This window comes from Nitrobacter winogradskyi (assembly GCF_006539545.1).
In the GTDB taxonomy this organism is placed as follows: Bacteria; Pseudomonadota; Alphaproteobacteria; order Rhizobiales; family Xanthobacteraceae; genus Nitrobacter; species Nitrobacter winogradskyi_A.
Genome location: NZ_BJNF01000004.1, coordinates 1 through 14604, shown reverse-complemented (window position 1 = coordinate 14604; position 14604 = coordinate 1). Strand labels below are relative to the sequence as shown.

At 59.9% G+C, this 14604-nt stretch carries 16 protein-coding genes; 4 read left to right on the top strand and 12 right to left on the bottom strand.

Going from position 1 to position 14604, the window contains the following annotated elements; genetic code table 11:
• Positions 1–118: 118 nt before the first annotated feature.
• Together NWI01_RS01515 and NWI01_RS01510 are read right to left on the bottom strand one after the other, a co-directional pair.
• Positions 119–337, bottom strand: coding sequence for a hypothetical protein (locus tag NWI01_RS01515; protein ID WP_141382028.1), 219 nt, complete (start codon positions 335–337; stop codon positions 119–121).
• Positions 338–475: 138 nt separating this feature from the next.
• Positions 476–1336, bottom strand: a complete 861-nt coding sequence (locus NWI01_RS01510) for an SDR family oxidoreductase (protein WP_141382025.1) — start codon at positions 1334–1336, stop codon at positions 476–478.
• A 448-nt stretch (positions 1337–1784) separates the two neighbouring features.
• Here NWI01_RS01510 and NWI01_RS01500 point away from each other — a divergent pair, with 448 nt between their 5' ends.
• Together NWI01_RS01500 and NWI01_RS18740 are read left to right on the top strand one after the other, a co-directional pair.
• Entirely contained in the window at positions 1785–2282 is a 498-nt protein-coding gene (locus tag NWI01_RS01500; RefSeq protein ID WP_141382023.1) for a YciE/YciF ferroxidase family protein, read from the top strand.
• 284 nt (positions 2283–2566) lie between these two features.
• Positions 2567–2710: a hypothetical protein gene (locus NWI01_RS18740; protein ID WP_181410331.1), complete on the top strand. Its 144-nt coding sequence runs from the start codon at positions 2567–2569 to the stop codon at positions 2708–2710.
• Positions 2711–3024: 314 nt separating this feature from the next.
• Here the strand turns inward: NWI01_RS18740 and NWI01_RS01495 are convergent, their stop codons facing one another.
• The 6 genes from NWI01_RS01495 to NWI01_RS01470 all read right to left on the bottom strand — a co-directional run bounded on the left by NWI01_RS01495 (position 3025) and on the right by NWI01_RS01470 (position 10398).
• Positions 3025–3297, bottom strand: coding sequence for a hypothetical protein (locus NWI01_RS01495; protein ID WP_244613600.1), 273 nt, complete (start codon positions 3295–3297; stop codon positions 3025–3027).
• Between the two features lie 87 nt (positions 3298–3384).
• Positions 3385–4473 carry a lipocalin-like domain-containing protein gene (locus tag NWI01_RS01490; protein ID WP_141382021.1) on the bottom strand — a complete coding sequence of 363 codons (1089 nt, stop codon included), beginning with the start codon at positions 4471–4473 and terminating at the stop codon, positions 3385–3387.
• The gene (locus NWI01_RS01485; RefSeq protein ID WP_141382019.1) at positions 4463–6925 is read right to left on the bottom strand and encodes an FtsX-like permease family protein; all 2463 of its coding nucleotides are present in this window, start codon (positions 6923–6925) and stop codon (positions 4463–4465) included. The genes NWI01_RS01490 and NWI01_RS01485 overlap by 11 nt, the downstream gene beginning before the upstream one ends.
• Complete coding sequence (locus NWI01_RS01480) at positions 6922–7575, bottom strand: ABC transporter ATP-binding protein (protein ID WP_141382059.1); 654 nt, start codon at positions 7573–7575, stop codon at positions 6922–6924. The genes NWI01_RS01485 and NWI01_RS01480 overlap by 4 nt, the downstream gene beginning before the upstream one ends.
• A gap of 318 nt (positions 7576–7893) precedes the next feature.
• Positions 7894–8385, bottom strand: coding sequence for a pyridoxamine 5'-phosphate oxidase family protein (locus NWI01_RS01475; protein ID WP_141382017.1), 492 nt, complete (start codon positions 8383–8385; stop codon positions 7894–7896).
• 759 nt (positions 8386–9144) lie between these two features.
• Positions 9145–10398: an MFS transporter gene (locus NWI01_RS01470; protein ID WP_141382015.1), complete on the bottom strand. Its 1254-nt coding sequence runs from the start codon at positions 10396–10398 to the stop codon at positions 9145–9147.
• Between the two features lie 347 nt (positions 10399–10745).
• Here NWI01_RS01470 and NWI01_RS01465 point away from each other — a divergent pair, with 347 nt between their 5' ends.
• Complete coding sequence (locus tag NWI01_RS01465; RefSeq protein ID WP_244613599.1) at positions 10746–11078, top strand: DUF6916 family protein; 333 nt, start codon at positions 10746–10748, stop codon at positions 11076–11078.
• A 73-nt stretch (positions 11079–11151) separates the two neighbouring features.
• On the opposite strand, the gene NWI01_RS01460 is transcribed toward NWI01_RS01465, so the two are convergent.
• The 4 genes from NWI01_RS01460 to NWI01_RS01445 are packed head-to-tail and all read right to left on the bottom strand — an operon-like array spanning position 11152 to position 13383.
• Positions 11152–11709, bottom strand: a complete 558-nt coding sequence (locus tag NWI01_RS01460; RefSeq protein WP_181410330.1) for a GNAT family N-acetyltransferase — start codon at positions 11707–11709, stop codon at positions 11152–11154.
• Positions 11702–12244 carry a phage tail protein gene (locus NWI01_RS01455; RefSeq protein WP_141382012.1) on the bottom strand — a complete coding sequence of 181 codons (543 nt, stop codon included), beginning with the start codon at positions 12242–12244 and terminating at the stop codon, positions 11702–11704. The genes NWI01_RS01460 and NWI01_RS01455 overlap by 8 nt, the downstream gene beginning before the upstream one ends.
• 44 nt (positions 12245–12288) lie before the next feature.
• On the bottom strand, positions 12289–12819 hold the full coding sequence (locus tag NWI01_RS01450) for a phage tail protein (RefSeq protein ID WP_141382010.1): 531 nt from the start codon (positions 12817–12819) through the stop codon (positions 12289–12291).
• A gap of 33 nt (positions 12820–12852) precedes the next feature.
• Positions 12853–13383 (bottom strand): phage tail protein, encoded by a 531-nt coding sequence (locus NWI01_RS01445; RefSeq protein ID WP_141382008.1) that lies wholly within the window; start codon positions 13381–13383, stop codon positions 12853–12855.
• Between the two features lie 298 nt (positions 13384–13681).
• On the opposite strand from NWI01_RS01445, the gene NWI01_RS01440 reads away from it, so the two are divergent.
• On the top strand, positions 13682–14604 hold a 923-nt coding region (locus NWI01_RS01440), incomplete at its 3' end, for an Ig domain-containing protein (RefSeq protein ID WP_181410329.1).

The window sequence follows — 14604 nt, the reverse complement described above, 5'->3', positions numbered from 1 at the left end:
TCCCGCCAGCCAAGTGCGTCCCCCAAGCTTGACCCGAGGATACAGCTTCGCGTGAAGAGACCGCGTCAGACCAAGAATCTCATGCTCGCTTCTCACTCGATCAGAAGCGAACGTACTTTCAGGAGACGTCGGTCGGGAGCTTACCGTCGAACTGCAACTCGACCTCCTCGTTCACCTGCTTGACATAAAGACCCCGCCGCGAGGCATGAACGTCCCGATAATCCGAGGCGGGAATGTTGGTAATCAGACCTGAAAGCAGCGCCCGTCTCCATGCCTCAAGCTCGGTCGGGGCAGCCGCACCGATGCATTGATCCTGGTAGAATAAAGCGTATGCCATTGTTCCTTCTTCCTCTCATATCAACCTTTAACGTGGCGCAACCTTTAACGTGGCGGAAGGCAAATCGTCCCCTCGCAACGCCGCCTGCTCATTCACTTTCAGATGAAGCGTTGCACTTTCAGATGAAGGGTTTGCGCTTCAGATGAAGGGTCTGCCCCCGGTCACCGCCACGGTGGTGCCGGACGTATAGCTCGAGAGCGGATCAGCCAGCATGACATAGGCGGTCGCCAGTTCGGCGGGCTGCCCGGGACGCTTCATCGGAACCTGCTTGCCGAAGTCGGTCACGACCTCCTCAGGCATGGTGGAGGGAATCAACGGGGTCCAGATGGGGCCGGGCGCAACGGCATTCACCCGGATGGATTTTCCGGCGAGCATCTGCGCCAGTCCACCGGTAAAATTCTGGATAGCGCCTTTCGTCGTGGCATAGGCGAGCAGGATCGGATTGGGCATATCCGAATTGATGGACGTGGTGTTGATGATCGCGCTGCCTGGTTTCAGGTGGGGCACGGCTGCCTTTGTCAGATAGAACATCGCGTGAATATTGACCTCGAAGGTCATTCGCCATTCATCGTCACTGATATCCCCGATCTCCTTGAACGTCGCCTGATGCGCCGCGTTGTTGACAACGATATCGAGACCTCCAAGCTCGTCCACCGCGCGCCGGACGATCGCCTGGCAATGGTCGGGATCGCTGACATCGCCGGCCACCAGAGCAGCCTTGCGCCCCTCTTTCTCGATCAATGATCTCACCTCCTGCGCATCCTCGCTCTCGTTCAGGTAGGCGATGAGAATATCCGCACCCTCGCGCGCGAAAGCGATGGCGACGGCCCGACCGATACCGCTATCGCCGCCCGTAATGATCGCCCTCAACCCCCGCAGCCTGCCCGAGCCCCTGTAACTGCTCTCGCCATGGTCCGGTCGTGGCTCCATCCGTGCCGTCGTGCCTGGCATGGGCTGCTTCTGGGCGGCGAACGGTGGCGCGGGGCGGTCTGACGACATGAGCGGTCTCCTGTTTGCGCGGCGATCCCATCACCAATGGCAGCCGAGCCTGACAAATTCCTCCAATGCCATCGCGCCGCAAGGCGTCCGCGAACGGGAACGAAGGAATGAATTGCTGAAACATCTCACTTGCAGGCTTGGCCTCTGCCAACACGCCAGAGCACGGGCCGTTCCAATGTCAACGCATCACCGCGCTGCGACCCGGATCATTGGAAAGTTCGGGATAGCGTATCCGGAAGCCTCTCTGCATCGTTCGCATAAACTCCGCCGGACGATGACACGACGCATGACGCGTCGCTGCGTCTCTACGCCCAACGCTTCAACGTCCAGGTGGAGTTGACCGACGCCGCGGAACTGATCGAAAGCTGGCGGCCGGATCTGTAGACCGCGACAGGAACCTCGCCCAGATCCCGCGATTATCGGAAGACCTCATGCAAGGGAGCTTCCGATGAGCAAGCAGAAACGGCTTCAAGACCTTTTTCACGATACCCTGAAGGACATCTATTTCGCGGAGAAGAAAATCCTGAGTGCGCTGCCGAAGATGGCGAAGGCCGCGCACAGTGACGAACTCCGCGCCGCCTTCGAAAAACACGTCGATGAGACCGAAGGCCAGATCGAGCGGCTCGAACAGGTATTCGAGGAAATCGAGGCGAGACCTCAGGGAAAAACCTGCGACGCCATCCTCGGCATTATCGAAGAGGGAAAGGATATCATGTCCGAGTACAAGGGATCGCCGGCGCTGGATGCAGGATTGCTCGCGGCGGCTCAAGCGGTGGAGCACTACGAAATCTCGCGCTACGGCACGCTGATCGCGTGGGCCAACCAGCTTGGATTCAGCAACTCGGTCAAGCTCCTCAAGCAGACGCTGGTGGAGGAGAAGAAGACCGATGAAGCTTTGGTGACGCTTGCTGAAAACGTCGTCAATATCGAAGCGGAAGCGGCATAGAATTTTGCCGCCCACCACGGCTGCTCTAAAAGCCATTGCCTTTCCGGCAATGGCTTTCTCTTTCGGGAGTTCTGATTCAACTCAGAACAATCCCGCGCCTCGAGCAGAGTAGTTGCCATCCGCACTCACGCGTGAGCGTTCCATGCCGGAATAGCCAAGCTGGAGTTGCCAAGTTTGGAGTCGTCGAGTTTGGAATCGTCCCACCTTCAGATCGGAACGAAAGCTGACTCCTCAAGTTGACCCGATGCCTCATCGGCACGAAATCAATCTCGCAGGAGGGACAAATGAAGAAGGAAGATGGACGTATCGTCGAAACTACGATGGAGGCGCGCGGCGCCGAACGTGGGCCTACCGTGCGCAACGTCCTGGTCTGGAGCACCGGGCTTGTAGTGATCGGATTCGCGGCGGTCTACCTGCTCTACTTCTAAGCGTCGTCCTCCCGAAGGAAGACCACCGCAAGTAGCAGATGGATTCTCGGACAAGATCAGGGCGTGATCGAACGGAGGAAACAGAGTTCGTTTCGAAGATAGATAAACCGAACGAGTGGATCACTTGAGCTTGGAAGCACGTCGTCAGGAAACTGTCCTCGGGCTTGACCCGGGGATGGTTCGCGTGAAAGCTATTCGCGTGAGGATTAACTGTCAGAGCGAGCATTCTGAGAACGCTGAGAATTTCGCTCCCGATTTTCATCAGAAGCGAAATGGCTCTCGGGCGTTATCCGCCACATCCTGAATATTAAGGTCTAATTATTACGGTCACGCAATCCCTTGACGCCACTGTTCTCTGCGCAATGGTCGCAGCAATAGAACTTACCTTTCGATTCAAGCCCATGACCAACGATTCGAATCCCGCAGTGCTCGCAGACAGGGGCGAGCGCATGGATCGCGCATTCGAAGCTGTCATATGTATGGGTTTTGCCATCCATCGTGACCTGAAATGCCTTGTCGTACTCGTTTCCGCAGGTTTCGCATTGAGACATTTTTCTCTCCGGCCGCTTGAAGACGTTGTCGCGCACTGTCAATGGCCCGCGATTGAAACTGTTCCACGCGGCAAGTTCCTACGCTGACACCTTTTGCGGTGAACGAATGGCGAGTGGTCTCGATCAATAGCCCGTCATTTCGAGGTAACCGACACCTCGGTGGGTACCGGTGAAACTGACCGGACCTTCCCAATAGGAAACGCGCGTCCCCATCCAGCTTTCCGGATTCAGCGGGACGGTGTCGATCGTCATCCCCCGATCTTGAATGATGATACGCCAGCCTGTCGGCAACCTGCGACCAGCAACGTCCGTCGTGGCTGTCGGGATCATTTCAGCGGTCTTGGGAGAGAGCGCAACCGACTGTCCATCCGAACCGATCCAGTTGCCCGTCAGGTAAGGTTCGCCGCGTGTTCGCCGTAGCCGATACAGCATCAGCTTCTCGCCGGTTTCAAGGTGCAGCGAGAACCAGTCCCATCCCGTCTGATCGGGGGCAAGCGGCTGACTGCTCCATTCGCGGTCCATCCAGGCCTGTCCGGTAACATTGGCGGACCTGCCGTCGATCGTGACGATCCCAGCCGCCGTGAAGTGCGGCTGGCTGTAATAGTAAGATGCCTGTCCACGTTCGGATTTCACGCTGTAGCCGGCCTCACCCTGGAGCACGAGAGCCTTGTCGGCCTCAAGCCTCAGCGCATAACTGAACTCTTCATGCGATGCATTGACCTCAAGCGGCGCAACATTCATCGCCGACATGCGATCAAGCCCGCGCATTTGCCAGGAATCGATCCAGGCATGAAAGGGATGCGCGTCCACGCCGGATTGGCCCACGCCGCCGCGCGCAAACGTTTCGCCATAGCGATGCGTATCGGCGCGCGTGACGGCGGCATGACCCATCCAGACGTGCTGGTTCGCCCAACCTTCGCGTTGCGGTCCCGGCTGGATCGCCTGGCGAAATAACGTCCACTGCACGCCGAGCGCGTTGCCGGTACTATCTCTAAGGTTGGCTGTGAGATACCACCACTCGACCCGGTAATCCGGATGCGGGCCGTGATCCCGGGGAAATTCAAAACTCTTGCCGGGCATGACGGAAGCGAATCCGGACGCATCACCACCAAGTCCGGCGAAGTTCTGCGCCAGTGACGCGCTACGCCCGAAGCCGAAAAAGGCAAGTCCCGTCGCAAATGCGCGGCGCGAGATTTTTGGACTAGCGCTCATTGGAAAAGATCCTGATCAGCGCCGCCGGAGGCATGCGCATCAGCCGAAGGAGCGGAATCAACATCGCCAGAAGCGACGCAAGCATCGCCACAACGACAAGTTCGGCGAGATGCAGCGGAAAGACATGGAACGGCAGACGCCAGCCGAATGCTCTGACGTTGACAACAGCGATCAGGCACCAGGCCACCAGCAAGCCGAGCGGTAGCGCCAGCATCGCCGTGATGAACGCGATGAATATCGTCTTGAGAAACTCGATGCCGGCAAGCTGTCGCCTTGTCACCCCGAGCGCCCACAGCGGCGCCAGTTGTGGAAGACGGGAATGACTGAGCGTCAACAGGCTGGTGAGCAGCGCCACTCCGGCGACACCGAGCGTAAACGTGTTCAGTGCAGCGGTCACGGCGAAGGTGCGGTTGAAAATCACTTTCGATTCCATCTTCAACGTCGATTGATTGGAGAGGCGACTTTCATCGAGATGAAATGCCTTGCGCATGTCATCGATCAGCGGCGCGATCTTGCCAGGCGAGACGCGCAGGCCGAGCCGGGTCCGCGGCAGATCTGGAAATCGAGTCGTGAAGGCGTCGATGTTGACCGCGATCTGCCCTTTAGGATTACCGTAATCGGCATAGATCGCCGCGATGCGCAGAGACCAGTCGCCAGTGGGTGTGCCGACATCCAGTCGGTCGCCAGGTCGTCGTTTCAGCCTTCTCGCGAGTTGCTCGCTCACGAATGCGGCCTCGCCCGACTTAAGGTCGCCCCACGCATTCGGCCGCGACTCCAGCAACGGCCAGCGGTCCCGATAGGTGGCGTGGTCGGCGAGACCAAGAATCTCCACCGGCCGACCGCCGATCTCGATCTCGGCGCGGCCGCTCGGCAGGATGGCCGTGACCTCTTGCCGGGCGCGCAGGCTCGCTTCGATATCGCGCGCCTCGGCCTCACTCATCGCGTTCACATAGACATCCGCGGCCAGCCGGCCATCCAGCCATGCGGTGAAAGTCTTGCTGAAACTCTCCACCATGGTCCCGACACCGACGTTAACCGCGAGCGCGAGCAGCAACGCCATCAGCGCCAGCGACAGTGCGGGAAGCTGCTGGCGGCTGTCCGCCCAGAACCACACCACAAGCGGCCGCCGCGAGCTTCGCTCGCCGATGCGCAGCACGAGTGCGAGCAGCACGGGAAGCGCAAGCGCGGCGCCCAGAAGCAACAACGCCAGCACCGCAAATCCCGAGATCAGCGAGTCGCCAAGGGTCAGGACAATGATGGCCGCGAGGAGCATCGCTGCGGCCGTGACGCCTTGCCAGCCCAGCCATCGCCGCTGCGATTGACGCCATGCATAAGGCTGCGCCGCGGCGAGCACCGGAAGCCGGATGACTTTCAGGAGGCTCGTCGCCGACGCCGCCAATGTACCGATGGCGCTCATCGCCAGACCCGCGCCCCACCATTCGGGTCTGAGAGCCAACGCTCCGGAAACCTGCGCGCCATACAGCCCCTGCAGGCTCGCGGCGACATCGGGCAGCAACCCCGCGGCGATCAGATATCCGCACGCCAGTCCGATCAGGCCGCCGGCGATGGCGAGGACCAGCAATTCGATCAGCAGCACACCATTCAGCTGCCTCGATGATACGCCGCAAGCGCGCAGGGTCCGGAACATCGGCATGCGCTGCTCGAAGGCCAGACCTATCGCCGAATAGACGATGAAGAGTCCGACAAGAAACGACAGCAGCCCGAAGGCCGACAGATTGAGATGAAAGCTGTCGGTCAGATGTTCAAGATCGGTTCCGGCGTCCGCCTCGACATACCGGAGCATGTCGCCAGCAACAGTTTCAAGCGGCGGTAGCCGGCTGCGCGTGTTGCCAACCAGCAAGCGCGAAAGCCGGCCCTGCAGGTGAAGAATGCTTTGCGCCAATCCGATATCGACGACCACGACATCAGGCGCGAGGCGCGCGTGCACCTTGAGAGGCGGCAAGGATTCGCCGTCGTCCGTGCGCAAGGCCGCGCCTTCCGTCCCGGCCAGCGCGGTCAACGTCTCCGGCGCGACCAGAGCCTCGCCCGGAGGCGTGATGAACGATTTCAGATCCGGCGCGCCGACCGCCGGAATCGATCCCGCCTGCGCGGGAAACGTCACCGGCTCGATTCCCAACAGGCGCAATGGCCTTCCCTGAACACGAACCCGTCCCTCGACGACGGGCGAGACCCGCCACCCCGCGCGCCGGAGATCGACGAAAAGCTGCTGAGAAAACGAGGAGCTACGCTGCCCGACCAGCATCGCGGTTCGGGAGCCGCCGAACACCGCCGCGGCCCGATCGTAGCTGGCGCGAGCCTGCTGGTTCAACGCCTCCACGCCACTCCACAACGCAGTCGCGGAGATCAGGCCTACCATCAGCGTCATCAATTGCAGCGGATGCCGGCGCCAATGGCTGAGCAGAACCGCAAGGATCCAATATCCCTGCTTCACGCAATCCGTCCGGCGCTCAGTCGAACTTTCCTGTCCAGCTTCGCGGCCAGCCGTGTGCTATGCGTCGCCATAAGGAATGCGCATCCGGTCCGCTTGACGAGATCAAGCGCGATATCCGTCACATCGTCGGCCGTCGCCTCATCGAGGTTGCCGGTCGGCTCGTCAGCGAGGAGCAGAGACGGCCTGACCGCAAGCGCGCGCCCGATCGCGACCCGCTGTTGCTGGCCGCCCGAGAGTTGTTCGGGATATCGCTTCAACAGATTGCCGAGGCCCAGCCGATCGACAAGTTCATTTTGCCAGTGACTGTCATGACGGCCGGCGATACGCGACTGGAAAGCCAGATTATCGGCGACTGTTAACGAGGGGATCAGATTGAACTGTTGAAAAACAAGCCCGATCCGGTCGCGCCGGATCGCCGCACGATCCCGGTCCGCCAATGCGATCACCTCCGTGTCATCGATCCGGATCGAGCCGCCGTCCGCCTCGTCGAGGCCCGCGATCAGATGCAGCAGAGTGCTTTTTCCGCTTCCCGATTCACCGGTCAGCGCAACGCTTTCACCGGCGCTGACATGCACGCAGACCCCTCGAAGGACAGCGATCTGTTCCTGCGCCGAACAATAGGTCTTGGTCAGGCTCTGGATAGCCAGCATCGCGGCTTGCGGAATGTGCATCGCCGCCTCGTCCGTTGTGGACGAAATATCGACCATCGTGCGCGTCACTCCCTTTTCCTGGCCTCGCAAGTCCTGGAGCCTTTCCGCTTCTGATTGAATCAGAAGCGGAGCTCTATGATTTTGTTTCGACGCGTTTTCTTCACGCGAACAGGTCATCCGCTTCGCCCGAAAGCGCTCTAGCCTCGCAAGTCTGACACTTTGATCCCGACGCTCCGTATTCAACCTGCTTGTGAGCACACTCATCCGAAACACAGTGCAGCGACCAGCCTCGAACGGATCAAACGTTGAATAGAAAAGCTACATCTTGACCGTCACCTTCCGGTTCTCGCCAAGGTTCGGTTTCTTGCCGGTCAACTTTGCCTTGGCGAACTCGAATGCAGTCGCGACGCTGCTTGCCGGGCCATCCCACAGTTCCGCGGTAGCGGGTTCAATCTGCAACAGGCATACGCTGGGATCGTCGGGGCCCCCCGGCCACCATACTTCATCTGTCTTGCGCCACGCCGCCTTGGTCATTTCGGCATCGCGAATAACGCAGGCGCGCCCGGTGATCGACAGATAGGCTTTATCGCTCGAATCGATAAAGACAAGGCCGATGTCCGGTCTTGCCTGGATCTCCTCCTCCTTCGGGCTGTGAATATCGGTCACGAAAAAAATCAGACCGGCGTCGCGATCCGGCCTTGCTTCGAGGGGCCGCGCGCGCAATCCACCCGCAAATTGCGTCGTCAGCATGCAAACGCCAACTTTCTCAACGATGTCCCAGACCCGGTTGATGTCATTTTTCCTGCTCATGGCGAAACTCTTCCAACTGCAAACCTTCATGCGGTGATGGTCGATCATCATTAAGACGCGACTGAAGGATTATTTCCAAAAGCCTCGCGAGATCGTGGGTTGGCCTGTCGACCGCCGGAACAGCGTGCCCGGAGACGTCCATCGATCGAATATGGCCCGTTCACGACGAGGCCTTGACGTCCCCGGCCTGGTTCACGCACATCGGCGCGGGGCACGTCACGAAGGCGGGTCGAATCTGGTGAGAGCCTTCTTGCTTCTGATAAAATCAGGAGCGAGGCTCTCGGATCTTGATGGGATGCGTTTTCTTCACGCGAACAGGTCCATCCCATCGCTCCGGCCTTAATAACCCGAATGTGGATACCTTCTGGCACACCCTCATCAGGCCGGCATGTATCAGGTCGATATGTAGCGGTATCATGGAGCGCGAGGTGGCGGCGCTGTTCCACCGGTCTGTGGTCGAAGTCCGGTGAGCGCGAGCGCCGGAAAAGACCGCTACTGAGGTTTGGAAGGTATGTAAACCTTGGGAACAGACGCTTGCTGGTGACGTTTCTCTGCCATTCATCATTCGGAGGAACCAATGGCTGACGCACGCCACCCCGATCGCCATTATGACCGCAGTTCCAGATTGGTAAGCAAACCCGGATCAACGATGGCCGAACGCTTTCTCTCTTACGTCAAACGATTCTGCCCTTATTTGAAATAAAAGGCCCGGCGGGTCCAACAGGACCGAGCCGGGCCGAACGACGCGTGCTTCCTGGCTCAGTGAGCAGGAATGGACTTTCCAATCGGATGAATCGGTTTAGCGCTCCTGAAGCCCACGCGCGAGAACGACACATAGAACGCGGCGATATTCATGAGTGCCCAGATGAAGAAACCCAGAGTGTAACCGCCCATCAGATATTTGCTGCCGGCCAGGATCGCCGTCATGGTGAACCCGCATGCAGCACCGGCAGCCTTGGCTAACCCGCTCACTGCACCGACATGCACGAAGTACATGGGGATCAGCTTGACGACGGCCGCTGCGGCGGCGCCGGATAGCGCCGCAAGCGCGTAAATAACGGCCAATTCGATGGTCAGCGAGATTTGCAAGGCCAGGAGCACCGCCAGCACTGACATCAGTCCGAACATGACGCTCAAGAGGCTCAGCACATCGTAACGGTCAGCGAGCCAGCCGCCCAATGGCCGGGTGATCGCCACGCAGACCACGAAAATCGGCGTATAGACCGCAACCGCGGTCGACGCTTCCACATGCCAATGATCGACCAGATAGGTCGGCAGCGTTGATGCGAAGAAAACCAGCGTGCCAAACGCGACCCAGTAAAGACCGGGAACCAGCCACACCACGACGCCCGAGCGATAGACGGCGAAGATTTCCTTCATCGAGGTATTCTTGAGCGCCCGGTTCGGCGGATCCGACGTAAAGAACATGTAGATCGCCGCCATCAACAACGTGGGAACCGCGAAGATCGGAAATATCAGCCGCCATCCGTCCGGATCATTCTGGTCAAAAACATTGGTGAGCAGATACGAAACCGCCATCATGCCCACTGTAATTCCGACATTGCCAAGCGCGAAAAGACCGAGTGCGGTCCCCTGTTTCGATTTGGGATACCAGGACGAGACATGAGCGTTGCCGACCACGAAACTCGCGCCGCCAAGTCCAAGCATCGTTCCCAGAATCAGGAAGCCGTAATAGCTCTCAGCGAAAGTTCCCAAAAGCAGGACGACGGAGAGAACCACCAGCAAAAGCGTGAAGACCGTGCGCCCGCCGTACTTGTCCGCCCAGATGCCGAGCGGGATGCTGATGCCCGCCGCAAAAAGCGGCTCCATCGCAGCGAGAACCAGCACCTGCGTGCTTGTAAAGTTGTACCGCTCGATCATGAAGGGAGCGAGCGCGGAAAACATTCCCCAGATTGCAAAACCGAGGGAGAATGCCACAGTCGATATCCACAAGACCCTTGGGTTACCCGGCGGCTCTGCCGTCGCGCTGGTCCCGACACTTTGATTTTCCACGGTGGCTCCTCGTTATGACTTTGTATCGCCGACGCAACGCCAACATCCCGGGCGACACCAAAATGAGTGACCGCTGGCGCATCTATGATAACTTATTTACATAGTAACTCCTGGCTGGCTTGGCGTCTATCGATTTCAGAAACGGGCATCAACAACCCGCTCACCTCCTGATCACATCGCCTCATTACATCGGTAGGTCACGATGGCGAATGTTCCTCATCTGGAGCCTTTCCGCTTCTGAATCAGAAGAGGAAGGGCTCTATGATATTGTTTTTGACGCGTTTTCTTTCCCCGACCCTCATCCCGCTTCGCGCGAAATGCTGTAGCCTGCGGAGCGGAGACGGTTTATGTCGATGGCCGAGCAAGGCAGAGGGGGCCTTTACCGGATGCAATTGATAACGCTGGAGCGCTTCGCAGGCTGCCTGGGGGAAGGGTTCGACGTCGACCTTGGAACGGCATCGATCGCTTTGACGCTGTCCGAGGCGCGCCGCTTACCGCCACAAGGCTTCGCCGCGGCGATGCGGGAACCCTTCTCTCTGCTGTTCCGCAGCGGATCGCCGGTTGTGCTTCCGCAGAAGATCTATCGAATGACGAACGCAACCGTCGGGGCGATCGAAATATTCATCGTGCCGGTGGCGCGCGACCGCGACGGCATCGTCTATCAGGCGATCTTCAACTGACGACAGGCTGGAGCCTTTCCGCTCCTGACGGAGTCAGAAGCGGACTGGAAACCCGCGACAAAGCGGTATCGAATCATGCTCCCTCGGCATCAGGTCCGGGGATCCATTCCATGCGCGCGCAAGTCTGGTCCTGGCGCGACACCTCGCGAAAGCCAAGCCGGCGATAGAATCGTTGCGCCCCGTGATTCTCACAGGCGACGTGGAGCACGACGGCGGTGGCGGCAGCGGTTTGCGCGTGCCGCTTGACCGCCTGCATGACCGCGGATCCAAGACCAGCGCCGCGCCGCTCTGCCGCGAGAGCGATGTCGATGATGCGCCAGCGCGCTTGGCTGGCGTCAAGATAGAGCCGACCGGCTGGTGCGTTCTCGCGCAGGATCAGCAAAAAGTCGGCTTGCGGAAACATCGCCAGATAGCCGCGATGCTGGAGATCGAACTGCTGGTCCAGCAACGCGCGCAATTGTTCGGCAGGCCAGCCGAGAGACGCGAACTCGCCGATGCGGAGCGAGTGATACAGTTCGCGCAGGAAAGGCAGGTCATTGCGTGTGGTGCGCCGAAAAGCGACAGACCGGGCGCAGACAGGAAGGTCGCCATGGCGCGCCGGAAAGTCCGGCAGGCCCGGCGGATCAGGCAACGGGATCGCCAAACGCTGGAAAGACGCCCGACAGTGCAATGCAGAAATTCATGGCGAGGTAGGGCTGACGGTTCTCATGCGGCTGGCTTCCGCCCGCCACGCCACCCATGCGCGATGAAAACTGGGTATTCGCCGTGCCGATCGTACTGAAGGGCGTGCTGTTTTGCGGAACGACGAGCGATGAGCCGTTGGCTGGCACGCCTGTGCGCTTGGCGGCATCGGATTGGTCATAGATCGTGAACGGATGCGAATGCGCCGGCATCTGGTCCGCCGTCAACATCACACTGTTTTCGCCGAAGGTATCCCCGATGTTGCGCGGTGTCAGGCCCGCAGCCTGGCCCTGGTTGCAGCCGGTGCGGCCGGCGAAATTCGGCAGCATGAAGGTGGTCTTGCCGTCCCCGCCATACATCGTGCCGAGGAGGGAAAACAGCGCGGTATTCTGCCGGATGGCCAAAGTAGCCCCGTTGCAGAGAGCCCAGTCGCGAGGCGCATAATTGAATCCGAAAATCTGAATCTGACCGATGAACGGTTCCATGGCGGTGATGCCTTCGAAAGTTTGACTGCATGAGAGGAGGCCGATCAGCCCCGGCTCGGGTAGATCCCGTTGAAAGCGATGCAGAACTGCACCGTCAGTGTCGGCATGAGATTGTCGTGCGGCACATTTCGGCCCGCCACGGAGGTTGACGTCGGCGCCGTGGCTACGGCAGCCGCTCCGGTCACGTCATTAGTGTACATGGTGTCGCCCACGACCGCCCCGAACTCGACGTTCGGCGTGATCGCCTTGGTGTTGGCAGCCCCGGTCGTCACGATCATCGGATGGTCATGTTGCGGCATCTGGGTCGACAGCAGGGTCACTGTTTCGGTGCCGCTCATCTCGCCGAGAGCGCGAGGCGACAGGCCGGGACCGGCGCCGTAATGGACGGGAGCGCGACCGCAGAGATTGGGGGCAGCGAAGGTGGTCACGCCGTCGCCGCCATAGGTCGTTCCGATCAACGAGAAAAGCACGTCATACTGAGATATGGAAAGAAGCGAACCATCGCAGGGCAACCAGCCCTGCGGCACGCGGGAGAAGCCGAACAGCCGGATTTCTCCGACATAGGGTTCACTCATGGTCCGACCTCCGATCGGTTGAACATCCGCCCGTCAGTTTCGGGAGGGGTATATTCCCGTCAGCGCGACGCAGAAATTGATGGCGGTGTACGGCTGCATGTTACTGTGCGCCTGACCTCCGCCCGTGCGCGCAATGCTTCCCGCGGCCAGCACGACTTCGCCCGCTCCGGCGTTGCCATAGATTGCCTCGCCGCTGGTTCCATAGAGCGCGTTCGTCGGATTGCCCTTGTCGCCAGCGGCGTTGGTGCCGGCGCATTGATGGACGTGCGACGGTAATTGCGCCGTGGTCAACGTGACGGCCTCTGCCCCGGCCCTTTCGCCAAGCGCATAGGGCGACACCGGCCAGTTCGGATCGACCGACGGACCGAAGCCCACAGGGACTCGTCCGCGCAGGTCCGGCAATGCGAACATCGTCGTCCCGTTGCCGCCATACGCCACGCCCAGGAGGCTGAACAACGCCTGATTCTGCGAGATCGGCAAAATCTGGCCGTCGCACTGGGCGAGCCCTTTTGGCGCGAACCCGAAGCCAACCGTCAACACCTGGCCAACAAAAAACTCGGACATGCCCAACCCCCTGCATCAGCGATCAGCCCACCGCGTCGACGCACCGCCAACTTTGCGCAAAAGCGGGAACCTTGCAAGCACAACGTTTATCCCTCTGGATATTGCTCTGGATACGCGAGAATTTCCTCTTTGAATCGAATATCGGTTTGAGTACAACCGTTATGCGATCTTTAAGAGACGAGTTGTCCTGGCGGACCGCGCAGCGCGATCCAGTCATTTGCCAGGTTATCGACCAGCTATAGCGGCAGGCATTTTTTGCTTAGGGCCTTCCAGCGCAGCGCAGGAAGGGCGGTGGCCAATGATTGACGACCGATTTCAACACCTGCGCTCGTCTCGCACGACGGGTGATGGCGTCACCTATGTTCTGGCGTTGGCCGCGCTGTTCCTCATCGGTCTGTTCTGGTCAAACCCCGCTTCCGCCCAGCAATGCCCCGGCTTCAACATCACGGTCGCTCACGGCGGATCGGTGATAACGAATCATTGCAGCGCCGCCCCGTTTCAGGGCTTCAATCCTGTCAGTTCGATACCACCGGGAGAGTTGCCGCAGCATGGCACGTTAACGATCGACACCTTGGCCGATACCTTCACCTACACGCACAACGGGGACGCCGCGACAACCGATTTCTTCCGGATAAGAGACTCCGATAACGCCCCCATCGACGTCAATATCACAATTACCCCGCCGACCTCGTCGATCACCATCACGCCGGGCACCTTGTCGTTGCAGGCCGGCGCGCCTTTCAGCCAGCAACTCACGGCAAGCGGCGGCGCGGGATCCTATACATTCTCGCTCGATGCGGGCTCGCTGCCTCCCGGACTGTCCCTGTCTGCCGGTGGACTGGTTTCGGGCACGCCGACACAGCGCGGCAACTATAGTTTCACCGTCAGGGCTACAGACTCCACCTCCGCAAGCGGCCTTCAATCCTACTCGGGCAGTACCGCCAATCCGAGCCTGACTCTGGCGCCGACCACCTCATCGGCCCCACTCGGCTCGCTGTTCTCCGTCACCTACACGCCCGGTGGCGGCGTCACCCCCTATACCGCCTCGCTTGCGCCCGGCGATACCTTGCCGCCCGGCCTCAACCTCAGCGGGTTCACGCTCAGCGGCACGCCCACCACGCTGGGCAGCTATTCGTTCCAGATCGTGGTTCAGGACAGCAGCACCGGGCCCGGAAACTGGTTCCAGTTCCTGTCGGTGACAGTCAACGTCGTGCCTGCCCT

What these genes read in the sequence shown, in the direction of transcription:
- NWI01_RS01465 (WP_244613599.1), top strand. Translation starts at nt 10,746, where the DNA reads ATGTCGATGGCCGAGCAAGGCAGAGGGGGCCTTTACCGGATGCAATTG.
- NWI01_RS01445 (WP_141382008.1), bottom strand. Translation starts at nt 13,383, where the DNA reads ATGTCCGAGTTTTTTGTTGGCCAGGTGTTGACGGTTGGCTTCGGGTTC.
- NWI01_RS01510 (WP_141382025.1), bottom strand. Translation starts at nt 1,336, where the DNA reads ATGTCGTCAGACCGCCCCGCGCCACCGTTCGCCGCCCAGAAGCAGCCC.
- NWI01_RS01450 (WP_141382010.1), bottom strand. Translation starts at nt 12,819, where the DNA reads ATGAGTGAACCCTATGTCGGAGAAATCCGGCTGTTCGGCTTCTCCCGC.
- NWI01_RS18740 (WP_181410331.1), top strand. Translation starts at nt 2,567, where the DNA reads ATGAAGAAGGAAGATGGACGTATCGTCGAAACTACGATGGAGGCGCGC.
- NWI01_RS01480 (WP_141382059.1), bottom strand. Translation starts at nt 7,575, where the DNA reads ATGCTGGCTATCCAGAGCCTGACCAAGACCTATTGTTCGGCGCAGGAA.
- NWI01_RS01500 (WP_141382023.1), top strand. Translation starts at nt 1,785, where the DNA reads ATGAGCAAGCAGAAACGGCTTCAAGACCTTTTTCACGATACCCTGAAG.
- NWI01_RS01490 (WP_141382021.1), bottom strand. Translation starts at nt 4,473, where the DNA reads ATGAGCGCTAGTCCAAAAATCTCGCGCCGCGCATTTGCGACGGGACTT.
- NWI01_RS01475 (WP_141382017.1), bottom strand. Translation starts at nt 8,385, where the DNA reads ATGAGCAGGAAAAATGACATCAACCGGGTCTGGGACATCGTTGAGAAA.
- NWI01_RS01515 (WP_141382028.1), bottom strand. Translation starts at nt 337, where the DNA reads ATGGCATACGCTTTATTCTACCAGGATCAATGCATCGGTGCGGCTGCC.
- NWI01_RS01455 (WP_141382012.1), bottom strand. Translation starts at nt 12,244, where the DNA reads ATGGAACCGTTCATCGGTCAGATTCAGATTTTCGGATTCAATTATGCG.